The sequence below is a fragment of the Streptomyces sp. NPDC031426 genome (genome assembly GCF_055581585.1).
In genome coordinates, this window is sequence record NZ_JBVIJE010000001.1 from 494,149 (window position 1) to 516,882 (window position 22,734).

The 22,734-nt window shown below is 69.2% G+C and carries 11 protein-coding genes and 1 pseudogene; 3 read left to right on the forward strand and 9 right to left on the reverse strand.

Features of this window, described 5'->3' with window-relative positions; genetic code table 11:
• Positions 1–5: 5 nt before the first annotated feature.
• The 5 genes from uca to ACZ5NH_RS02485 all read right to left on the reverse strand — a co-directional run bounded on the left by uca (position 6) and on the right by ACZ5NH_RS02485 (position 11,819).
• Positions 6–3,599 (reverse strand): urea carboxylase, encoded by a 3,594-nt coding sequence (gene uca / locus ACZ5NH_RS02465; protein WP_468772558.1) that lies wholly within the window; start codon positions 3,597–3,599, stop codon positions 6–8.
• Positions 3,596–4,396: an urea amidolyase associated protein UAAP2 gene (locus ACZ5NH_RS02470; protein WP_468772559.1), complete on the reverse strand. Its 801-nt coding sequence runs from the start codon at positions 4,394–4,396 to the stop codon at positions 3,596–3,598. Before ACZ5NH_RS02470 ends, uca begins: the two co-directional genes overlap by 4 nt.
• Before the next feature lies 1 nt (position 4,397).
• A complete protein-coding gene (locus ACZ5NH_RS02475) occupies positions 4,398–5,309 on the reverse strand; it encodes an urea amidolyase associated protein UAAP1 (RefSeq protein WP_388635257.1) in 912 nt (303 codons plus the stop codon).
• Positions 5,310–5,371: 62 nt separating this feature from the next.
• Entirely contained in the window at positions 5,372–6,976 is a 1,605-nt protein-coding gene (locus ACZ5NH_RS02480; RefSeq protein WP_468772560.1) for an amino acid permease, read from the reverse strand.
• A gap of 670 nt (positions 6,977–7,646) precedes the next feature.
• Entirely contained in the window at positions 7,647–11,819 is a 4,173-nt protein-coding gene (locus tag ACZ5NH_RS02485) for a beta-galactosidase (RefSeq protein WP_468772562.1), read from the reverse strand.
• Between the two features lie 342 nt (positions 11,820–12,161).
• On the opposite strand from ACZ5NH_RS02485, the pseudogene ACZ5NH_RS02490 reads away from it, so the two are divergent.
• Positions 12,162–12,376: pseudogene (locus ACZ5NH_RS02490) on the forward strand (hypothetical protein); the annotation flags it as partial.
• Between the two features lie 122 nt (positions 12,377–12,498).
• Here the strand turns inward: ACZ5NH_RS02490 and ACZ5NH_RS02495 are convergent.
• Positions 12,499–12,753 carry a DUF6332 family protein gene (locus tag ACZ5NH_RS02495; RefSeq protein WP_468772563.1) on the reverse strand — a complete coding sequence of 85 codons (255 nt, stop codon included), beginning with the start codon at positions 12,751–12,753 and terminating at the stop codon, positions 12,499–12,501.
• 277 nt (positions 12,754–13,030) lie between these two features.
• Here ACZ5NH_RS02495 and ACZ5NH_RS02500 point away from each other — a divergent pair, with 277 nt between their 5' ends.
• Positions 13,031–13,705, forward strand: a complete 675-nt coding sequence (locus ACZ5NH_RS02500) for a hypothetical protein (protein ID WP_468772564.1) — start codon at positions 13,031–13,033, stop codon at positions 13,703–13,705.
• 1,032 nt (positions 13,706–14,737) lie between these two features.
• On the opposite strand, the gene ACZ5NH_RS02505 is transcribed toward ACZ5NH_RS02500, so the two are convergent.
• The 3 genes from ACZ5NH_RS02505 to ACZ5NH_RS02515 form a co-directional block, all read right to left on the reverse strand.
• Positions 14,738–16,519, reverse strand: coding sequence for an RNA polymerase sigma factor (locus ACZ5NH_RS02505; protein ID WP_468772565.1), 1,782 nt, complete (start codon positions 16,517–16,519; stop codon positions 14,738–14,740).
• Between the two features lie 174 nt (positions 16,520–16,693).
• Positions 16,694–18,631 (reverse strand): autotransporter, encoded by a 1,938-nt coding sequence (locus tag ACZ5NH_RS02510; protein ID WP_468772566.1) that lies wholly within the window; start codon positions 18,629–18,631, stop codon positions 16,694–16,696.
• Between the two features lie 320 nt (positions 18,632–18,951).
• On the reverse strand, positions 18,952–21,183 hold the full coding sequence (locus ACZ5NH_RS02515; RefSeq protein ID WP_468772567.1) for an alpha-L-fucosidase: 2,232 nt from the start codon (positions 21,181–21,183) through the stop codon (positions 18,952–18,954).
• Between the two features lie 466 nt (positions 21,184–21,649).
• On the opposite strand from ACZ5NH_RS02515, the gene ACZ5NH_RS02520 reads away from it, so the two are divergent.
• The gene (locus tag ACZ5NH_RS02520) at positions 21,650–22,708 is read left to right on the forward strand and encodes a sugar ABC transporter substrate-binding protein (RefSeq protein WP_468772569.1); all 1,059 of its coding nucleotides are present in this window, start codon (positions 21,650–21,652) and stop codon (positions 22,706–22,708) included.
• Positions 22,709–22,734: the final 26 nt, after the last annotated feature.

Consider the following 22,734-nt stretch of genomic DNA (forward strand, 5'->3'; position numbering starts at 1 on the left):
GGCGTTCATGCCCTCACCGCCGCGAGGATCTGGCCGGGGGCGACCTGTTCACCGGGCTTGACGTAGATCTCCAGCAGTGTCCCGGCGGTGGGGGCGTTCACCTTGGACTCCATTTTCATCGCCTCCAGGGAGAGGATCGCATCGCCGCTCGCGATGGTGGCGCCCGGCTCGGCGGCGATCTGCCAGACGGTGGCGGTGTACGGCGCGGTGACGGGGACCGCCCCGTCCGGCAGGGTGACGTCAGCAGTGGCGGTGACGGGTTCGGGATCGTCGACGCGGTCGAACTCTCCCGCGGCTCGCCAGCGTTCCTTCTCGGCCTCGAAGGCGGTGCTCTGCCGCCGGCGGAACGCGGCGATCGAGTCGGCCTCCGCGGCGAGGAAGGCGTTGTACTCCGCGATCGAGAAGGTGCCCTCCTCGGTCGCGAAGTCACCGCGCCCGGCGTCCGTCTCGGCCCGCAGTTCGAGCAGTTCCTCCGCGGTGACGGGATACCACTCGATGCGGTCGAAGAAGCGCAGCGCCCACGGCGAGTCCTGGAACAGGCCGCCTTTGCGGAACCGGTTCCAGATCTGCACGGTGCGGCCGACGAACTGGTAGCCGCCGGGGCCTTCCATGCCGTAGATGCAGAGGTAGGCGCCGCCGATGCCGACGGAGTTCTCCGCGGTCCAGGTGCGGGCCGGGTTGTACTTGGTGGTCACCAGGCGGTGCCGTGGGTCGAGCGGGGTGGCGACGGGGGCGCCGAGATAGACGTCGCCGAGGCCGAGCACCAGGTAGGAGGCGTCGAAAACGGTGCGGTAGACGTCGTCGGCGGTCCGAAGGCCGTTGACACGGCGGATGAACTCGATGTTCCACGGGCACCACGGGGCGTCGTCGCGCACCCCGGCCATGTACCGCTCGATGGCGAGCCGGGTGGCCGGGTCGTCCCAGCTGAGCGGCAGCCGCACCGTGCGGGAGGGGACCACCAGTTCGTCGCTGGGCGGGACTTCGTCCTCCAGCTCGCGCAGCAGGGCGGTGAGGTCACGGGCCTTCAGCCGCCGGGCATCGGTGTGGATCTGGAGGGAGCGGATGCCCGGGGTGACGTCGAGGATGCCGTCGGGCGCGTGGCCGGCGAGAGTCTCCTGCAGGGCGTGGACCCGCATCCTCAGGCCGAGGTCGAGGACCATGGGGCCGTACTCGACCAGGACGTTGTCGTCGCCGTCCCGGCGGTAGGTGACGGCGGGGCGGGCATCGGTGGCCTCCAGGCGGCCGAGTACGCCGTCGTCGCCGTCTCCGCCCGTGCTGATCAGCGTGGGGGAGGAGCGGCGGGCATCGAGGGCGGCCGCCTCGGCTTCCCTGACCGGTACGAAGCGGACGGTGTCGCCGGGGCGGAGCTGGCCGAGTTTCCACAGTTCGCCGCTGGCGACCACCGCGGGGCAGACGAAACCGCCGAGGGACGGACCGTCGGGGCCCAGGATGATCGGCGTGTCGCCGGTGAAGTCCAGGGCTCCCACCGCGTATGGCGTGTCGTGGATGTTGGAGGGGTGCAGGCCCGCCTCACCGCCGTCCTGGCGGGCCCACCGCGGCTTAGGCCCGATCAGGCGGACGCCGGTGCGGGCCGAGTTGTGGTGCACCTTGTAGTCGGTGGCGTAGAGGGTGTCGATGTCAGCGCGGGTGAAGAACTCGGGCGCCGCGTGCGGCCCTTCGGTGACACCGATGTGCCAGTACGAGGTGATCTCCGGCCGGCGCTCGGGCGGGATCGGGCCGCCACCGGCCGTCGCCGAAGTTCCGGGCCGCAGTACGTCTCCGGCGCGCAACGCCCGCCCGGCGTGCCCGCCGAAGCCACCGAGGGTGAACGTCGAGGCGCTGCCCAGGTATTCGGGTACGTCGATACCGCCCCGGACCGCCACATAGCTGCGCAGGCCCGGTCCCCGGCAGGCACCGAGCACCAGGGTGGCGCCGGCCGCGACCGTGACCGGCTCCCACAGGGCTGCCGCGCTGCCGTCCACCGTGACCGGGACGGGAGCGCCGGTGACGGCGACCACGGTGGCGGCCGAGAAGCGCAGGCTCAGCCCGCCCGCGGTGACCTCCAGGCCAGGGGCCTGGGCCGGGTTGCCGACGGCCAGGTTGGCCTCGGCGAAGGAGACGGCGTCGAAGGGGCCGCTCGGCGGCACGCCCACGTGCCAGTAGCCGAGCCGGCCCGGAAGGTCCTGGACGGTGGTCATAGCGCCCGGCACCAGGACGTCGATGCGCGGCCCGGGGTCGGCCGTGGTGGCGAGCGTGCTGGTACTGTGCACGGCCTCGCGCACCTCGCTCCGCGAGGTCAGCTCGCGCAGCAGGCCCAGGTTGGTGACGATGCCGTCGACCCGGCTCGCCGCCAGGGCCTGGCCGAGCACGTCGAACGCGGCCTCCCGGGCGGGGCCCTTCGCGATCACCTTGGCGAGCATGGGGTCGTAGTACGGCGAGACCTCCAGACCGGTTTCGGCAAAGCCGTCGACGCGCACGCCGGGCATGTTGTCGGCGCCCTGGCTGGGGAAGACCGCCCGGGTGATCAGGCCCGAGGACGGCAGCGAGTCCTTGCCGGGATCCTCGGCGTAGACGCGAGCCTCCACGGCATGGCCGGAGGGCGTCCACTCCCGCTCGAACACCGCGTCCTCGACCCGGCCGTCGCGGGCCAGGACGAGCATGAGTTCGACGAGGTCGACGCCGTACGCCTCCTCGGTCACCGGGTGCTCGACCTGGAGGCGGGTGTTGACCTCCAGGAAGGCGGCCTCCTCGCGCACGGGGTCGTAGACGAACTCCACGGTCCCCGCGCCCCGGTAGCCGACCGAGGCGAGCAGCCGGCGCGAGGAGTCGTGCAGCAGTGCCCGCACATGCGGAGGCAGGGCCGGGGCCGGGGCCTCCTCGATCACCTTCTGGTTGCGGCGCTGCAACGAGCAGTCCCGGTCGCCGAAGACGGCGATCCGGCCGGTGCCGTCGCCGAAGACCTGCACCTCGACATGGCGGGCGGGGCGCACGAGGCGCTCCAGGAAGACCCCGGCGGACCCGAAGTTGGACTCCGCGAGCGCCGCGACGCGGGCGAAGGCCTCGCGTACCTCGTCGGCGGTGGCACAGGCCTGCATGCCGATGCCGCCGCCACCGCCGGTGGCCTTGACCATCACGGGCAGCCCGATCGAGGAGGCCGCGGTGACGGCCTCCTCGGCGCTTGCCAGCAGTTCCGTCCCGGCCAGCAGCGGCACTCCGGCGGCCTTGGCCAGGGCGCGCGCGGTGTGCTTCTCGCCGAAGGCGGTGATCTGGTCGGCGGTCGGTCCCGCGAAACGCAGACCGGCCTCCTCCACGGCACGGGCGAAGGCGGTGTTCTCGGAGAGGAAGCCGTAGCCGGGGTGGATGATGCCCGCGCCATGGGCGAGCGCGGCCTCGATGATCGCCTCCCCGCGCAGATACGACGCGCGGGCGGGCGCCGGACCGAGGCGGACCGCGCGGTCGGCCTCGCGGACGTGCGGAGCGGCCCGGTCGGCGTCGGAGAAGACTGCGACGGTGCCCAGGCCCATCCTCCTGGCGGTGCGGATCACACGGCGGGCTATCTCACCGCGGTTGGCGACGAGAACGGCGGTCGGGCGGATCACGCGCCCTCCTTCGCGGTGCGAGCGGCGTGCGCGGACCGTGCGTCGACGTCGACCGGTGCCGGCTCCACGACGATCATCCGCAGCGGAGTGGGGTTGAAGTCGTTGCACGGGTTGTTCATCTGCGGGCAGTTGGACACCATCACCAGCACATCCGTCTCGGCGCGCACCGCGACCCGGCGGCCCGGCGCCGACATGCCGTCCACGATGCCCAGCGCGCCGTCCGCCTCGACGGGCACGTTCATGAACCAGTTGAGGTTGGAGACGATGTCCCGCACCCCGAGGCCACGCCGGCCGGCCTCGGCGAGGAAGTTCTCGCGGCAGCCGTGCTGGAACATCACATGATGGCCGTAGCGCAGGGTGTTGGACTCCTTGCCGCACGCGCCGCCGATGGTGTCCTGGCGGTCGACCTCGTTGGCGACAACGGTCATCAACGGGCGGCCCTCGCTGCTGCGCAGCACGGTGCCGGTGCGCACATAGGCGTTGCCCTGCCACGCCAGGGTGTCGGGGACGCTGTAGCGCTCCTCGGGATCGTCGGCGTTGTAGAGCAGACAGTCGGCCGACTGGTTGCCGCCGACGTCGACGATCGTCAGGACGTGCCCCGTCCGCACCACCGCCGACCAGGGCGCGTTGGGGGCCACCGTCTCGTCCAGGACCACGGCGCCCTCGACCAGGCTCGCTCCCCGGTCCAGGGGAGATCCCTCCGCGTACACGGCGCCCACGGGGACGGTGGAGGCGACCGTGCCGTCGGCGGCGGTCGGGTAGTTGACGGGCCTGGTCTCGGTCCGCGTGCTCGCCATGTCACAGCCCCCGGGCTTCGCAGTAGTCGACGGTGTTGAGGTAGGCCCGGTGCAGTTCCGGAGTGGCGGTGAACCGCGGCTCGCCGGGGCCGGTCGGGGCACCGCGCCAGGCGTGCACCCGCAGTGGGCCGACCACATAGCCGGGACGAGGGTCCAGCGGATGGGCGACATTGGCGACCAGCACCAACAGGGGCATCTCCGCGACGAGTTCGACATGCGTGCCCGCCCCCGCGCTGCCCTGCCAGGCCAGGGTGCCGTCTGCTTCGACGCGCACGCCCTGGAAGAAGGACAGGCTGGGTGGCAGGTCGCGCCGGCTCAGACCGTGCTTGGCGGCCGCTTTGAGGAAGAGCCCGCGGCCGGACGGCGACGGCCCCTCGGGGCGGGCGTCACCGTACTTGCGCTCGTTCCAGGCGTCGGTGGTGGTGCCGCAGAAGGCGTCGTGCCGGCCGGAGGAGTCGGCGCTGACCACCGCCAGGATCCGGCCGTCGCCGGAGAGCAGCGGGTGGTCCTGGCCCGGATAGGCCTGCCAGGGCACCTTCTGGGTGTCGGCGACGTTGAGCCGCTCCACCGGCTCCAGGGCGTTGAAGAGCAGCAGGTGCGCGCAGGCGTCACCGCTCGGGTCGTCGAAGCGAAGCCGTGTGCCGCGGGCAAGGATTTTGTGCGTGTAGCCGCCGGGTGCCACCGTCTCCGCCCATACCAAGGCGGTCGCGTCCACCCCCGGTGGGCAGTACGGGCTGTCCGACGCCGGCAGGTACGGCATCCACGCGCCGGCCTGCCCGCCCTGGGCGCGGGCGTCGTCGCGGGCACTGTGGACACTGTCGGTCAGGTGCAGATCACGGGCGCGCGTGGGCGTCTGCCCGGTCGTGCAGCGGCCGCGTGGGGGCCCGGCGGTCGAGCTCTCGGTGGTGGTCATGGATGTCCCGTCGTCCCTTCGTCGGTACGTCATCGGTGCGTCCGCTCGTGTCACACGGGCCCTCAGGCGGGCTCGGCGACGGCCTGCGCGTCGAGGGTCGGCTCGGTGTGCGTGTGCGGTACGTGCCTCAGCTCGATACGGCGGTGCAGCCGGCGGGCGAGGAAGTAGCCGGCACCGGCGGCCAGGCTGAGCCCGATGAACAGCAGGGCGCTCCACCGCAGCCACCACGTGCCGCCGGTGAGGTCGTAGATCTCCGCACGGGGCCAGATCAGGTTGACCGTCATACCGGCCTGGTAGAGCACGGCGATCGCGTTGACCGCCACTCCCCAGCGGCCCAGCGAGAACAGGGGCCGGCCGGTCTCGTCGACGCCCACCGGCAGCCCGCCGCCGCCCCGCTGCCGGATCCGGGTGACGAGCAGCGGCACCGTCACGCCCAGATAGGCCAGGTACAGCAGGGCGATGCAGAGGCTGGAGAGGGCGGTGAAGATCGCCGACTGGCGGATGTTGACCACGAGCGCGATCGCGGCGCCGACGCCCACCACGATCGACGTGGTGATCGGCGTACCGGTGCGGGCCGATACCTTGCCGAGGTGCCGGTGGAAAGGCAGGGCGCCTTCGCGGGCCATGGAGTACATCATCCGCGCCCCGGAGGTCTGCACGGCCAGGGTGCAGGCGAACACCGCGACCGCCACGCAACACAGCAGCAGTCGGCCCAGAACCCCGCCGAGCCGGTCGGTGAGCACCCAGGACAGACCACCGGCCGCCAGCTTTCCGTCGGTCAGGCTGCGCGCCGCCATCAACCCCGACAGGATCAGCAACGCGCCGCCGACACCCGAGGTGATCAGGGCCCGCAGGATGGTCCGGGGGGTGGTCCGGCGCGGGCTGTGGGTCTCCTCCGCCAACTCGCCCGCCGAGTCGAAGCCGACCATCACGTACGCCGCCATCAGTGAGGACGCGAGAAGGGCCCCGAAGTAGCTGCCGTGGCCGGCCCAACCGGTGGGGTGGGCCACCACCTGTGGACCCCGCTCGGGCAGGAAGAACAGGATCAGCACCAGTGCGAGCACGCCGATGATCTCGACCGTGACGCCGAAGCTGGTGGCGGCGGCCATCTGGCGGATGCCCAGGATGTTCACCACTGTGGTGATGACCAGCAGGACGCATCCCAGCAGGACCGCGTTCTGCGCGCCGGTCGGGGAGCCCACCGACGGATCGGCGCCCGGACCGCCGACGATCTGGAACCCGGACCAGATGCCCGGCAGTACCGCCTGTGCCGCGATCGCGGCCGCCGCGACCGTGAGGATCTGCCCGATGATCATGATCCAGCCGACGAACCAGCCCGTCGTGGTGCCGGCCAGCCGGCTCGACCACTGGTAGATCGCCCCGGATATGGGCCAGCGCGCGGCCAGTTCGGCGAAACACAGCGCGACCAGCAGTTGGCCCGCGAAGACCAGCGGCCAGGTCCAGAAGAACGCCGCGCCGCCGAGACCGAATCCCAGCCCGAACAGCTGGAAGACGGTGGTGAGGATCGACACGAAGGAGAACCCCGCGGCGAACGACGCGAAGCCGCCCACGCCGCGGCGGAGTTCCTGCTGGTAGCCGAAGAGGGCGTGGCCGGTCGTGCCACCGCCGTCAGGGTCCTGCGCAAGGGGGAGTTCGGGCCGGCTCATCGCCGCACCTCCGATCGGTCGACAGATACCTGTCGCTTGATAGGTATTGCGATCGTCGGCCGGACCGGTCTCACACCCGAGTCTGGGAAGTTAACTTCGTGTATCCGCGGGCCCGCCTCGGAGATGACCGCGTGCCAGCACTCTGCGGTGTCCCCACAGCGGATGCTCCCGCGCGAGACGCAGGATCAGCTCCCGCGTCTCCTCCGGTCTCGGCGACCGACCGGGGCTCTGGTCGTCGCGTTGGTGAGCGTTGGCCTCCGGCGTAGGCCCAGGGCCCTGATGGCAAGGTCATCTCCGGGACTTCTCCCGGGCGGCGCTCGCGGTCACTGCGCAGCGGATGGCCAAACGACGCACGGACCAGCTATGGCGCGCCCAGCTACTACGTGCAGCAGACCCGCTCGCCGGCCATCACTGTGACCGGGTGACCGGAGCCACGTACACCGGTGTCGGCGGTATCAACACCGTCGCCACCAAGGACAGCAAGTCAGGCAAGGTCTACCTGGTCGTGGTCAACCCCGGGTCGTTCAGCCAGTCCGTCAGAGGGCTCGGTTCCGCCTTCATCCGAACCGTCCCGGCCCACCCGGTCACAGCCAGGGGCGTCGCGGGTGGTTGCGACGCCCCTGGCTCCCTGGGTTTTCCGGTTACTGCAGGCCCGTGCCCCTGTCGTCCGTCAGCTGCACGTCAGCGTCGGCATCGCCCAGTCGCCGTGGTCGTTGCCGTTGCCGTCGCCGGCGTCACCGACCTTGAGGTCGACCACCTGGGCGCCGCTGACGTCGACGTCGATCGGCACCGCAGCCTGTTTGCCGCGGAGCGTCGGTGTGGTCACCAAGGTCTTGCCGTCGGCGATCACGGAGAACGTCACCGTCCCCGCACCGTTCGTCTCGTCGTCGACACCGACGTCCGCCGTCAACCGGGAGCAGTTTCCGGCGAGGTAGAGCTCGACGTCGCTGACGGAGTTGGTGCCCAGGCCCTTGGTATAACGGACGCCGGCGATGCTGATCGGACGGCCGTCTCCGGCCGCCTGCTCGCCGACGCTGGTGTCGCGCTCCACCGGGCCCCACCCGTTGGTGGACGACAGGAAGGGCAGGTCGCTCACCGCGCTCTTCCCGGCCGGTGGAGCGGGCGGGATTCCGCCGACGACGCGCTCGTCACCGGCGGCGGACTGCCGCGCGTTCTGCAGGTAGTGCACCGTGGCCGTGAGTGCGGAGGCGGAGGGCAGCGTCCCGCTTGGCGGCTGGACCTTCCAGGTGAAGGTGGCCGATTCGCCGGGTTGCAGGCGCTCGACCGACGTGGGGCTTGTGGCGCTCACGCTCCAGCCGTCGGGTGCGGAGAGCGAGGCCGTCAGCCGGGAAGCGGACGGCGCGCCCGCCGGCACCCGCACCGTCGCCTTGGCCGTGAAGGCCTGTCCTGACTGGGCGGTGTTCGGCACGTCCAGGGTGGCATCCACTCCCGGACGCTTCGGCATCGCGTACTTCCGGTGGTCGTAGCGGGGGCTGTCGTTCTGCGCGACCCGCAGGGACGACGCATAGCTGCCGTAGTTGGTGAGCGACACCTTGCCGAGCCCGCCGGAGCTGCCGTCCAGGTTCCACACGGCGATGGCGATGCTGTTGCTCCCGTTGGGATTCAGGATCCCGTTGGGCACCGGGAACGTGCTCTGGGGGCCGAGGTAGTTGACGTAGTTGCCGACCTGCCAGCCGTTCACGAAGATCGTGGCACGGTACTTGCGTGACGGGTCGTCGGTGAACGTCAGACCGAGCGAGGTGTCCTGGCCGTGCGGCAGGTCCAGGTTGACGTCGGTGCGGTACCAGGAGACCCCGGGACGGGTGTCGGTCGTCGGCAGGGATACCCGGTTCCAGTTCTCGTCGGGGTAACCCGGGAGGGACCAGCCGGCCCGCTCGCCGTACAGGCCGCCCGTGGAGAGCGGGCCGCGCACCGTGTCCCGCAGGTCCTCACCGCCTCGTACGCCCTGCAGCCGCCAGGTGACGGGGGTCAGCGGTGCCCCGACGAGGGAGGCGCTGGTCAGGCCGCGCGCGGTCTTGTTGCCGTTGGTCGAGTTGTAGTCCTCCTCGTGCCCCATGTTCACGGTGAGCACGGAGAGGACGTTGTCACCCTTCGACTTGACCGAACCGGCCGGGAAGGCGAAGTCGGCGCTGCCTGTGGTGGAGCTGCCCAGGAAGGTGCCGTTGAACCAGGCGGAGAACGCCTGCGCCTTGCCGCCGGAGTCCGAGACCAGGTGGATGCCGGTCTCCTTGCCGGTGGCGCGGAAGCGGCCGCGATACCACGTGTTGCCGGTGTGGAAACCGTAGTCGTCCGCGTAGAGCACGGGCAGCGAGTTGATGCCGGAGGCGCTGTTGGTGGTCGCCTTGTCGGCCACCTGCCAGCTGGAGTCGTCGAAACCGGGGGCCGCTTCCGGGGACTCCTCGGCGTGCTTCCAGTTCGTCAGCGTCGGCAGGTGTGTCGGGGCGGCCACCGGGATCTTCCCGGTGAGGCTTCCAGTGTCGGTGGCCTGGGTGTCCAATGCCTTGCCGTTCCAGGTGACGTGGTCGGCGGAGGTGAACACCTCGATGTCCTTGTCGTCGGCGTTGTCGCCAGTCAGCGCCACGGTGTGCCCGTCATCCAGGCTGGTCGCCGTCCGCAGCAGGTGGGTGCCACGCACGAGCACCGGGCCGGCCGCCGTGTCCTGACGCCAGAACGTCTCCGCCGTGGCCTTGTCGCCCACGAGCATCAGCAGCGGGCGTGCTCCGCCGCCGCTGATGCCGATGCGGATCAAGCCCTTGTGCGTGTAGTTCAGCCGCAGGTCACCGGTGGCCGCGTCCCAGGTGGTCGTGACGGTGCCGCCGCTGGTGGTCACGGTGGGCTTGGAGGAGTAGCGCAGCAAGGTCTCGCCGTCGCTGCCGGGGTCGCCGTAGAGCACGGCGACGTCCCGGTCGCCGATGGTCGCGTGGGTCATGAGCTCCGACGTCGAGTACTGCAGCCGCGAGTCCCCGAGCCGGTAGTTCGCCACGATCACGTGTGAGTCGCGCCCGTCGAGCGTGATCGCGGTGCCCGGCTGCTGCGGCACGACCGGGTAGGTCGGCGTCGCGTTGGCGGCAGTCGGAATGTCGATGGCGTCGATGGACACGTAGTTGTCCGTCGAGCCTGAGCTGTGGGTCCCGTCGACGACGATCTTCAGCGTGTGCGCCCCGGACGTCAGGCCGGTCTTCTGGAAGACCACCGCCTGGTCCTCGCCGCCGGAGTCGTCGACCGTGGCCACCTTGGTGCCGTCGAGGTAGACGTCGGCGTAGCCGTGGTTGTTGGTCTTCGAACCGATCCAGCGTATGGCGGTGCCGTCGAAGGGGACGGTGACCGAGTCACCGGCTTGGTTGGAGAACGACTCGGTGTGCTTGTAGTCGCCGCCGGTGTAGCTCTGGTCGGCGACGTGCGACCACGAAGCGGTGTACTGCAGCGCGGAGTCGGGGTCGTCCCAGGTGTAGGTGGTGTCCGCGGACGGCTGGGCGTTGAAGTCCAGCGAGATGTGGGTCTTGTCGACCGCCGTGGACGTGGAGTTCCCGTGCCGCAGGACGTGGAACTGCGTCTTGGTGTCGGGGTTCATCCGGGCGGTGTCGATGACCGCGGAGTCATCCGGCGGCGTCGCCTTGATGGCATCGGTCTTGGTCAGCGGGGCGACCGACTGCGTGAAGTACCCGATCAGCTTGTCCTCGTAGTACTTCGGATCGAGCTGGCGGTTCTCGCGGATCGCGGCCCCGTAGTCGTAGGACGTGTAGTTCTCCGGCATGCCGAGCCAGCCCCAGTTGGTGCCGCCGTAGGTCATGTAGAAGCTCTGCGCGGTAGCGCCGACGGCTATGTTCTGCTTGTAGAACACGTCGGCGAACTGGTCGTTGATCAGCTGGGCGCACTTGTCGTAGCCCGGCCCGCCCCAGGGGTCGAAGGCGCCGCCCTGGAACTCCGGCGAGTACAGCGGCTTGCCGTCCGGATGGTCGTAGCTGATGTCGGGGACGCCGTTCCACTTCGAGGGGTTCGAGCAGTTGAAGCCCTGCGGGTAGGAGTCCGGTCCGTCGACATCCAGGGCGCCGGTACCGGAGTTGAAGGTGCCGTTGTTGTTGCCGGTCAGCGGTACCGTGATGCCGTCGGCGCGGGCCTTGTCCTCCAAGTGCTTCATGTAGGAGCGGCCGGCGGCCGAGCCGTTGTAGTACTCGTTCTCGACCTGGTAGGCGATGACCGACCCGGTGCCGTTGGTGAGCTGGTGGCGGGCGATGATCCGGTCGATCTGCGTCAGCCACTCGTCCGCGTACTTCAGGAACTGCGGGTCGTCACTGCGGTTGTGCCCGGCCTTGGTGGTCATCCAACCGGGCAGGCCACCGCTGTCGACCTCCGCGTTGATGTACGGCGCCGGGCGCGCGATCACGTAGAGCCCGGCCTCCTGGGCCATGTCGAGCAGCTTGTCGACGTCACGCACGCCGCTGAAGTCGTACACACCCGGCTTCGGCGAGTGGTATCCCCAGTCGAAGTACAACGAGGTGGCGTTGAACCCGGCGGCCTTCATCTTCTGGAAGATGTCGCGCCACAGATCCGGACTCGGGAGCCGGAAGTAGTGGAACTCGCCGGACCACAGGTAGGTGCGTTTGCCGTCGACGAGGAACGAGTAGCCGTCGAGACTCACCGTGTGCGCCCGGGGACTGACGGCAGACGCGGCGGTGGGCGTCTGCCCGCCCACATCTTCCGCCGCCGCGGGCGCGGTCAAGCCCGCGGTCAGCGCGATGGTCGCGGCCGTCGCGAGGACCGCCCTCCACCACCGACGGCGACTGGGTCTCGCAGTTTCTGTACCGATCCGATTACTCCGCACTACGGCCTCCATACCGCCTGAGTAATCATCATCAAACAGACTCAGGCAAAGTCGAACAGTAAAGGGGCACAAGGCTCAACACAATGGGTCGGCAGGAGGCGGTTGAGGCGGCAGGGTTGGCCTGAAAGCCGTACGCCCGGCCGTCCACTGACCCCTCGTCACGGGACTCGGCTGCCGAACGGCGCGGAGTGGGGTGGGCATTGCGCCGAGATGCCGAGGTCGCGCACGTTTTCCCAGGGGGCATATGGATGGCTTCGTGTTCGGCACGCGTGCCGTGCGCCCAGGCGGTTCCCCTGCCGAAAACCTCATATCGCCGTTGGTGATGGTGCCGGTCGTGCTGGCCCGTCGCTCAACGACGTGTCGGTGCAGGGATTCCCGAAGTTCGACACCGGCGTGCCGGACATCTACAAGGAGCAGATCTGGAGCAGGACTTCGAGAGGATCGGTCCTGCCGACTTCAACGTGTTCCGGCTGTCCAACGACCACACCGGTGGTCCGGCTAACTCGGCCGCTCAGGTCGCGGGCAACGACATTGCGGGCGGCCGGATGGTTGACGAGGATTGCGGCCGCGAAGGCGCCTCCGCAACCAGCCGCTGGAACAACTGCCACAACTCATCCGGCACCAGCCGCCGAACGATGCCCACGTCGGCAGCTACCGACCTGATGGAGAAGGCCCGCAGTCAGTGGCCTCTTCCACGCTGTGCGTCGAACCGACGCAGCACCCGTACCAGACGCCACACTCCGGCCGTCCCTCCGAGCAGCGCGCCCCCCACCAACACGCCCTTCTCCGCTGAACCAGAGATGCCAAGGGCCAGTGCGAGAGCCAGAGCGACGGCGAAGACCGCCGCAGCCAGCGCGACGGCAGTCACCAGGGCGAAAACGATCTCTACCGTCATTGCGTCCTTTTCCCACCGCGACTCACGCCCCATCTCCATGCTGCAAGTCTCACATCACGGTCAAGCCATGGCGCCTGGGCCGAACAGCACCTGACTGTTGGCGTCGGTGATGGCCCTCACCTCCGCGGCGTGCTCGGAGCGGGTGCCGGTAAGCGGCAGGCATCTCGCCGGACATCTGGCATCTCTCAGAAGCCGTCACCGCAACCAATACGTCAGTTGTTGCATCTCCTGGATCGCAGCAGGCGGTGATCACGGGAACTTCAGTCGCTCGTCGCGCGATCGCCGACCCCCCTCATGCACAGCGAAAGGCACATGTATGGCCAACAACCGCAGGATGCGCTACGGCGGACGGATGCTGACGCTCGCAGCGGCTGCCCTGGGCGTCGTCGCGGCGACAGCCGTTCCGGCCTCGGCCGATAACCAGCCTACCCGGGCACAACTCATAGCCGACTGCGACTCGGGTGAAGGTAAGTGCACCTTCAACGACCCGCAGTTGGGCCAGGCGTACCTCGGAGGCTTCCACCGGGTCTCCGACTCGCTCTACAACTGCAGCACCTCGCCTGCCACCCAGTCGATGACCTGGTCCGACACGGTCGGTTCCACGGACTCGGCGGGCGTATCCGTGACCGCAGGCGGCAAGATAGCGGGAATCATCGACCTGAGCGTGACGGCGACTTACAGCCACACCTGGTCGAGCACGCACTCGGAGACCAGCTCCGTGAACATGACGGTGAAGCCCGGCGAAGTCGGCTGGATCTCCCGTGCGCAGGTGATGCAGACCGTCTCCGGCACATGGCAGACCCATTACGACGACCGGAAGTGGGGTCACTACTTCTGGTTCGTCCCCGACGTCATCACCGGGCCTGCCCCGAACGGGACGGACGGCCAGAGCAACGCGGTGGTCGTCAAGTCCAGCAAGATGACCGCGGAGGAGAAGCGGTCCTGCTCCAGCCGCTCGGGTAAGGCCAAGACGTTCGTCGTCCAAGGCTGATCCACCGATCGCGCGCCTGGCTGCCTCGCAGCCCGTACAACCGCGAGGCAGTCCGGGGCAGCTCAGCAGGGCGGTCAGCGCGAGTAGCCGCGGCACCGTGCCCGAGATCACGGCCGCCGGTCATGTCCCGCCGTAACAGCGACCAGACGCCCTCGACCGGGTTCAAGTCAGGTACGTGAGGGCGGCCCACCTAGGCGATGCCGCCCTGGTACACGCAGTGCCGGGCGGTCGCCTGCAACCCGCTGGCCGTGCACGGCGCGTTGGTCGCGACGGCCCGGAGGGTGCGCCGGGGGGGCGATCTGGGCCAGTGACCCTGCGGTGGAGCCCGGGACACACATCATGGAGCCGACAGCGCCGCGGCGGAAACGGGGCGGCTGAAGCACACATGTCTGCGTCCGGGCTGGTCAAGCGCCGCAGCGCCCAGTGGGTCGGCTCCTCGGTTGGCCGGTCGCCAGATCTGGCGCCTCATGGGCATGGCCTGACCTGTCCCTTGAGCACAAGGGCTCCCAGCACGGCTGGGAGCCCCGATCATCACGGGCATGCCGGGTAGGTGGTTCATTCTCCCTGGTCAAAGGGGCGGGGCGCAGTTCGGTTGCCCGGGTGGAGAACCCACCATCGTCCTGCGCCGACGCCGAGCTCACGGGACCGGAAGCGGTGCTGACCGACTTGGGCGCGGGGGATCCGCGATGTGGACCGGCCGAGGACTACCGCCACGGACCCCGGCTACGCTCCAGCGTCTCCCTGGAGATCAGCCGCCGCTCATCCAGGACGCCGACCACGTCCCGACCTCGTGGGCTGACAGGCATGGGCGCACCCGGTCCTGGGCGCCGGATACCTGTGGTGCGCCGACCTCAGCGCCGGCGTCCCCACGACCTGGTCGCCGCTTTCGCCGCCGCGCTCGCCTCACCGTACCCGGTGCCCCGACGCACGCTGCCGAAGCTCGCGATGGGGCGGCTGACCGTCATACCTCGCAGCTGGTCGCTGCCCTTCCAACCACCCCTACCGTCATGGCGGCGCTGTTGCACCAGCTGGTCAGGACACGACGGAGTGCTGGGGCACGGTGCCCGCGTTGGTCGGCGTGGAGCGGGTGGTGTACTGGGGCACGGGGGCGTCGTCGCGGCCGGTGTCGCGCACGAGTCCGTACCGTTCGCGGTCGGCGGAGTGCGGGGTCGGGGGAGTGGCGATGTCGTCGGATGTCTCCTGCCAGGAGGAGGGCAGGACGTCGAGGTTGTAGTCGGCCTGGGTTTCGTTGAGGTGGAGTGTGACGCTGCCGTCGAGGTAGTAGTACTCGTTCTGCCACATCTGCTGGGCTCCCGGCGGCAGGGTGATCAGTCCTTGCTGCCTGTTACCCATCCAGGTGCCGCCGGCGGTCGCGCCCGGCCGGCGGTCGTCCATGCGGTGGCCGCCGCCCGAGGCCACGTGCAACAGCCTTCCTCGCAGTCCGGTCCACGAGGGCATGGTCAGCAGCCCGGGGCGCAGCCCGTACATCACGTCCCAGTGGACGGTGAAGTAGCCCTTCCCGCGCAGTACCACCGTGTCCCCGCGGTGGACGAGCTGGTAGCCGTCCAGGTGCCTCTTGAGCCCCGTCATCGTCACCGTGGTCTGCGGGCGGTGGGGCAATGCCGCGGGCGGCCGGTCCGGCGGCGGCGCGCTGTCCACGGTGTCGACCACGGGCCCGTACCGCGGCCGGGGCTGGGGCCGGGGCGAGGGACGCGAGACGGCTGAGCCCAGTACCGGTGCCGGCCGCGACGGTGATGCGGATGCGGATGCGGTGGGCGAGGGCGCGTGTGCCGGGCTGGAAGCCGTCGGGGCGGTGGCCGGACGCGCCGACGAGCTGGACCATGGGGCCGCGGCCACGAGCGCGCCGCCCACGGCGAGCAGCGCACTCGCCGCCACCACGACCTTCGCGGTGAGGCTCGTCCCTGCAGTCCCTGCCGTTCCCGCCGTCGCGGAACCCCCGCCGCCTGAAGTGGCCGCGGTGCCGGCATGGTCGGCCGCCGCGGCGTGCGTTCCCGCGGACTGCCACGGGTGCCAGGCCAGCAGTGCCGCCGGCACGGGCAGGAGGGCCAGGGGCGCCAGCAGGCCTTCGGGCGCCAGGATGCCCTCCTCGTGGCGCACGCACCGGGGGCACTGCCGCACATGGCGGCCGAGGCGTTTGCGCCACAGGCCGCTGGGGGCCCCGTTCCAGTCCAGCGCCAGCCGGGTCAGTTCCCCGCATGCGGGCCTGGCCGCGAGGGCTCGGACGATGACGCGGGAGGTGTGCAGGCGTTCCTTCATACGTTGCACCCGTACAGCCGCTTGATGGCTGGTCATGTCCAGAACGGAAGCGAGCTCGGCCCGGGCGAGCCGGCCGGCCGTCTCCAGCCACCACAGTGACAGCAGCTCCCGGTCGTCCTCGTCGAGCCAACGGGTCGCGTGCAAGGTCTCCTCGCGCTGCCCGGACAGCCGCAGGTTGAGGATGACCCCCTCGGCGAAGTCGGCGGCCGGATCGGGCCGGTGCTCAGCCGCGTCGAACGCCGCTCCCGTCGTCTCCCTCCTGTCGCGCCTGCGGATGTGGTCACGGACCTCGTTCACGGTGATGGTGATCACCCAGGACCGGAACGCCTCCGGGCGTTCCAGTCCCCCGATGCCGCGCAGGATGCGCATCATCGTCTCCTGGACGATGTCGTCGACGTCGTCGCGGTACGGGTGCGCACGCGCCGCGACGCTGTAGATCAGCGGAAGCGTCCGGGAGCTGAGCTCTTCCAGGGCGCCGCGTTCGCCGACCCGAGCCGCGGCGATCACGTCGGCCGCGGGCTCGGCATGCCTTGGCATCGGTTCTCCCTTCGACCTGCCGCGGGTACGAGGCCCCGCTCGCGCCGACCGGGTCGGGGTGCGGGGTCCTCGGGCAACCGCCGTCGGTATCACGGGCGCCGTGGCAGCGATGCCATCGTAAGAGGTGAGCGCTGACAGCCATGCGCGGGCCGTGGAATCCGTGGCGGCCGGGGATCAGCGGGAGTGACGGGGGGCCGTACGCTGGCGCGAGCGACTGCGTACGAAGACGAAGACCGCGGCGACGCCGGCGAGAACGACGCCCGCCAGTCCTGTGACGGTCCACAGAGCACCGAAGTTGCTGCCGGTGTCCGCCATGGTGCCGGTGGCGGAGGCCAGGGGCGTGGCCGCTCGGCCGGTCCGGGCGGGGGAGGGTGCCGGTCCTGTCGCGGCGGAGGACGGCTGTGCGGCCGTGGTGGACGTGAGAGCGGTGAGCACGGTGTGGGCGTCGCCCTGGCTCACGGAGAAGCGTGCCCCGCCGATGGCGAGACGGGTACCGGAGACTGTTGCGGTCGCCGAACCGACGGTCAGCTCGGGGGAGTTCCGGGAGAGCAGGATCTTCGCGCCCTTGACGACCTGTAGCCTGCGCAGGGTCGTGTCGCGTGCCCCGCTGAGGTCCAGGACGGCCGTGGGACTGGTCAGAGCGACCGCGTCAGATGTCCGCAGGGAGGTCCCGGAGACGATCAGGCTGCCTTTGGCCACGGTGGTGGCGCCGGTGTAGGCGGCGCTGGTGACGGTGGTGGCCGCGGCTCCGCTCTGCGTCACCGATCCGGCACCGGTCACCGCCGGGAGGGAGGTGGGTGTCCTGGTGTTGCGGAGCACGAGTGAACCGTTGTCGATCACTTTGTCGAGGGTTCCGCCGGTGTGGAGGCTTCCGTCGCCGCCCGCGGTCCCGGAGCCGAGATGGAGGGTCGCGTTCCTGTCGATGGTGGTGGATCCGTCGTAGTACTGCGCCGCTGCGAAGGTCACGTCGTTGCCACTGGTGTCGGCGATGACGACGTCCCCGGCGCCGGGAGCGCTGAGGGTGTCGTGGTACATGCCGCCGCCGATGGGCGCGCCCAGGGTTACCGGTCCGTTGTAGTCGAAGGTGAGCCGGGAGCGCTGCCGTCTGGCGTGCAGGTTGATGTAGACCGTCTGCGCCGTGCCGGGCATGAAGATCTGGTGTGTGGTCCCGTCGCCCCACTGGACGTCGGCGCCCTCGACGTTGGTGCCGCGTTTGTTGAGTTTGTGGGCCACGGGCCGCCAGTTCAGTCCGGGGTCGCTCAGCGAGGGCGCCGCCCCGTCGCCGCTGTCACTCCAGCTGTAGACGCCGGTGAGGATCACCTTGCTGCCCGGGCGGGAATGCACGTTGACGTCGTTGCCGTACTCGTGGCTGTAGAAGTTCTGGCGCTGTACGACAGTGTGGTTGAGCGGGGTGTCGATGATCCACGAACCGCGGTTGACGACGGAGCGGGCGTTGGGCAGGTCGGCGGCACAGGTGGTGCTCGCGAAGTTGACGCCCGTGCCGTTGTCGAAGATGCCGGAGAACGGGTTGGTGCCGCAGATCTGGAGCGTTCCCCACATGTTGCGGGGCTGGGTGACGAGGCCGGAGCCGCTGATGACGCCCAGGTTGAACAGGCGGGTCAGCGACAGGCGCAGTGTGCCGTCCACCCGGACGTTGTCCTGGTTCTGCTGGTAGCCGGGCGTGTTGTACGGGAAGGACCCGATCAGGCCGGTCGTACCGCCGGTGCCGTACTGGAGGGTTGCCCCCGCGTCCACGGTGACCGCGGGGTCGTCGGGACTGTCGACCACGACGTACGGGTGGTTGTCGCCCGGGATCTGGACCCTCTGGTGCTGCCGGGAGTGCGGCAGGGTGAAGGTGCTGTCCTTGGTGAGGACCAGCGTACCGGTGCCGGACACACGAAGGGTTCCTTCACCGCTGATCACGCCGGTGTACGTGTGGGTTCCCTGCGGGACGCGCACGACCGCGTCGCCGGTCAGGACGACATCACGGTTCGCCAGGACGGCCGAGGTGATGTCGCCGTCTGCGGCGACTGCGCTGCCCACCGCAGCCACCGGTGTGACGGCTCCCGCGACGAGAGCCGACGCCAGGACAAGGTGCCAAGATCGCTTCATCGAGTCAGGGTGCTTCCTGAAGTGCTGGTGATCCTTACGGACGTGTAGACCGGTGGCCGGCCACCGGGATCTCAAAAACCCGGAGAAGTTCTCAGGTTCCGCCCAGGCCGCCCATCCGGGCCCGGCCGGCTCGAAGGAGGCACCTGACACACTGACTGCTCGTGGGCGACCTCGTCGCCCACGAGCCGGTAATGGATGTGTACGCAGTCACGGCGGGTGACAACCCGCGGTCGAATGAGCGCGGTGGCGCGTTGTGCCCCTCGCGGAAGAGGCGCTGGTATCCGTCCTCGCCGGGGGCCGTGGGCAGAGCCTCGTGCCCGTCAGAGGGCCGTGAAGGTCCACAGGAGGTTGGTGCTGCTTCCGTAGGCCCACTGTTTGGTGACGGAGCCCGAGGCCACGTTGCCTCCGCCGTCGAGGAGCAGGCCGGTGGTGCGGTTGGCGATCGTGTGGCGGCCGTCGCCTCGGTGGGTGATCTTCCACTGCTGGTTCGTGCCGCCGTTCCACGGTGCCTGCCTGGCCGCTGAACCGTTGGCCGTGTCCCCCCAACCGTCGGCGACCATGCCGTTGGTGCGGTTGACCAGCTTGTAGTAGCCGCCGCCGACCTCTACCGCCTGCCACTGGAGGTTGGGACTGCCGTCCCAGGTCCACTGCTTGAGGTTGGACCCGGAGGCCACGTCGCCGCCGCTGTCCAGGGCAAGGCCGTCGGTGACGTTGGTGATCCGGAAGTACGTCGACGGATTGAACTGGACCTTCAGCGAGGTGATCCGGTCGTTGTTCCCCGTGCCCCGGAGATCGGCGTTGTCGGCCGTGAAGGACCATGAGGTGCCCGTGAAGTCGTCCCCTGAGTAGCCGATCAGCTGGAAGCCGGGAGCCAGGCGCAGGGACGAGAGCGTGAGTGGGCCGAGACCGGCGAGTGTCAACTGGTCCGCGGTGTAGTCGCCGGCAGGGAGCACGGCGGTCGGGCCCGAGTAGTCGACGTCTTCGAAGACCACGGCGCCGGAGAGGGGCCGCAGGCTGGGTATCTGCCCGGAGAAGGAGAGTTTCAGAACGTACGCGTTGGCGCTGAACGGCGCCGACGACGGCAGGGTCACCTTCAGCCCGGAGGCGTCCTGCGCGGGCGTCGCAAGGCTGATGTAGCTGCCGGCCGTCGAGTCGAGCAGCTTGACCGACGTCAGCGAGGAGAGGCCGATCCGGTCGGAGCTGAGCGTCTTGATCGTCAGTGAACTGCCGGGCCAGCCGAGGACGGTGGCGTACAGGACCGTGTTGTTCTTGTTCCGGGTGAAGCGGATGTCCTCCGCGGTGCCGGCCGTCGGATGGGTGAAGGAGCCCCCGCCCATCTTGGTCGGGCCTTCGCCGTACGACGTCCAGGGCCGGGTCGAGTAGATCGACTCGCCGAAGCGCTTCAGGTAGTCGCCGATGCCGAGCAGGATGTCCTTCTGTCCCTGCGGGATGGTGCCGTCCGCCATCGGCGCGATGTTCAGCAGCATGTTGCCGTTCTTGCTCACCCGGTCGATGAGCGAGTGCAGCATCTGCTGGGTGCTGTAGTAGCCGATGCCCTGCGTGTAGCACCAGCTGGAGCTGGAGATGCTGTCGTCGGTGAGCCAGTACGGGGCGGTCAGGTCGGCTGGGCCACCGCGCTCGTAGTCGAAGACCTCGCCCTTGCTGTCGAGACCGTCCTTGTAGGTGGCGACGACTTCGCGGCCCCACGCGTTGGCCTGGTTGTAGTAGTACGACAGGAAGTTCAGGCGCTGTGTCTCGTCGACCGCGCTCAGGTCGAAGTCCTGCCAGAGGATGTCCGGTTGGGCGAGGTCGATGACCTCCTTCAGCTTGTCGTACCAGAGCTGGTTCTCCTGCGTCCTGCCCAACTGCCCGTACAGCTTCTGCAGGCTGGGGTCCGACTGTGCGGGGACGTGGTCGTAGTAGCCGTTGAAGTTGTACGCGTGGTGCATGGCGACCAGCAGCTTGAGACCCTTGGCCCGGATCGCCGTGGCGAACAGCTGCAGCAGATTGAGCTTCGGGCCCTTGGCGGCCGAGTTCCACTCGTTGACCTGGCTGTTCCACATGGAGAAGCCGTCGTGGTGTTCGGCGACCGGTCCGGCGAATCTCGCTCCCGCGTCGGTGAACAGCTGCGCCCACGCGTCGGGGTCGAAGTTGCCGCCCGCCGACTTCAGCTTCGGTGCGAACTGCACGAAGTTGCCCGCCAGGTCCTTCGCCCCGTTGATGAAGTTGTGGTACGGCCACACGGACGGGTCGCCGTAGGTCGCGATGTGGTGCTGGTTGACCGCGTCGCCGCTGATGTACATGCGGCGCGGATACCACTCGTTCCCATAGGCCGGAACGCTGAAGACGCCCCAGTGGAAGTAGATGCCGAACTTGGCGTCCTGGAACCACTCGGGGGCAGGCGGGTGCTGGTCGACCGAGGGCCACGCCGGTGTGTAGGTGCTTGTTGCCGCCTGTACGACGCCGGACCCCAGGCCGCCGCCGGCGACGGCCGCCGCCGCTACACCCGTGGCGGCGGCCAGGAATTGACGTCTGTTGAACGAGCTCGACATGAGGACATCCCTGATGTGGGGGACAAAGGGAAGACACGGCGCCCACGGCACTGGAGCGCCGGACGTTACGCACGAAGTTCGAGCATGTGACGCCCTGATGTCAACGGGCGTGCAGGGATGAAAGCACCCCGCTGGCGCGCAGTTTTGTCGCATATGAGTGCCATCATCCCTGTTATCGGATCCCAGACATGGAATGTCTGAGGGGTGTGCGGATTGAGGCTCGCCACACGGGGAGTCCGCAGACAAGCCGTCACCCCATCGCGAATGCACATGATTGATGGGATTGATTTGCCCCCGGTGTGCCGCTGCGAACTCCAAGCGCCTCTCTTTTCAGTGGTTTGACCCGACACCTAGACAGCGCCATCGGTCGCCGCCTATACATACATCCCATGTCTTCGATGTGGCGGCACACAGCTGTCGCCCTGCACACCAACTCCCGCTCCGGGACCAGCGCGAGGAAGTACCGATGAGACTCAGAACTGCCCTCTGCTCCACCGCCTCAGTCCTGTCCGCCCTGGCACTGCTCAGCGCCTGCAGCGGCTCGGGCACCGCTTCGTCGAGCAGTTCCATGCTGGTCGGCGTCGACTACCCCCGCTCCGACACGGACTTCTGGAACTCGTACATCAAGTACACGCCCAGGTACGCCGGACAGCTGGGCCTGTCGCTGAAGACGACGAACTCGCAGAACGACGTCGCCAAGCTGACCGCCAACGCGCAGACGTTCATCAGCCAGGGTGTGAAGGGCATCGCGATGGCGCCCCAGGACACCGCCGCCGTCGCGCCGACGCTGGCGCAGCTGGAGGCGAAGAAGATCCCCGTCGTCACCATCGACACCCGCCCCGACAGCGGCAAGGTGTTCATGGTGGTGCGGGCCGACAACCGGGCCTACGGCGAGAAGGCCTGCCAGTTCCTCGGCACCAAGCTGAACGGCAAGGGCAAGGTCGTCATGCTCGAGGGCGGCCTCGACTCGATCAACGGCCGTGACCGAACCGAGGCGTTCAACGACTGCATGCAGAAGAACTTCCCCGGCATCAAGGTGCTCGGGGAGGCCACGAACTGGGACGGTGCCGTCGCCGCGCAGAAGCTGCAGACCGATCTGACGGCCAATCCGGACATCAAGGGCGTCTACATGCAGTCCAGCTTCGCCCTGTCCGGCACGCTGCAGGTCCTCAAGCAGAGGGGGCTGCTGGTCGGCCCGAAGGACCCCAAGCACGTGTTCGTGGTCTCCAACGACGGCATTCCCGAGGAACTCAAGGACATCACCGCCGGCCAGATCGACGCCACCGTGTCCCAGCCGGCCGACCTCTACGCCAAGTACGCCCTGTACTACCTGAAGGCCGCGATCGACGGGAAGACGTTCAAGCCCGGCAAGACCGACCACAACAGCACCATCATCCAGGTCCGCCCCGGTCTGCTCGAGGACCAGCTCTCCGCTCCGCTGGTCACCGTCGACGGCGGCACCTACGGCGGCGTGTCCAGCGTCAAGAGCAGCGACGCCTCCCTGTGGGGCAACAACCACGGCTGACCTGCCCTGTCAGGCGCCCAACGGAT

Coding starts and splice junctions, on each gene's coding strand:
- ACZ5NH_RS02520 (WP_468772569.1), top strand. CDS start 21,650: ATGAGACTCAGAACTGCCCTCTGCTCCACCGCCTCAGTCCTGTCCGCC.
- ACZ5NH_RS02515 (WP_468772567.1), bottom strand. CDS start 21,183: ATGTCGAGCTCGTTCAACAGACGTCAATTCCTGGCCGCCGCCACGGGT.
- ACZ5NH_RS02510 (WP_468772566.1), bottom strand. CDS start 18,631: ATGAAGCGATCTTGGCACCTTGTCCTGGCGTCGGCTCTCGTCGCGGGA.
- ACZ5NH_RS02500 (WP_468772564.1), top strand. CDS start 13,031: ATGGCCAACAACCGCAGGATGCGCTACGGCGGACGGATGCTGACGCTC.
- ACZ5NH_RS02475 (WP_388635257.1), bottom strand. CDS start 5,309: ATGACCACCACCGAGAGCTCGACCGCCGGGCCCCCACGCGGCCGCTGC.
- ACZ5NH_RS02470 (WP_468772559.1), bottom strand. CDS start 4,396: ATGGCGAGCACGCGGACCGAGACCAGGCCCGTCAACTACCCGACCGCC.
- ACZ5NH_RS02480 (WP_468772560.1), bottom strand. CDS start 6,976: ATGAGCCGGCCCGAACTCCCCCTTGCGCAGGACCCTGACGGCGGTGGC.
- ACZ5NH_RS02495 (WP_468772563.1), bottom strand. CDS start 12,753: ATGGAGATGGGGCGTGAGTCGCGGTGGGAAAAGGACGCAATGACGGTA.
- ACZ5NH_RS02505 (WP_468772565.1), bottom strand. CDS start 16,519: ATGCCAAGGCATGCCGAGCCCGCGGCCGACGTGATCGCCGCGGCTCGG.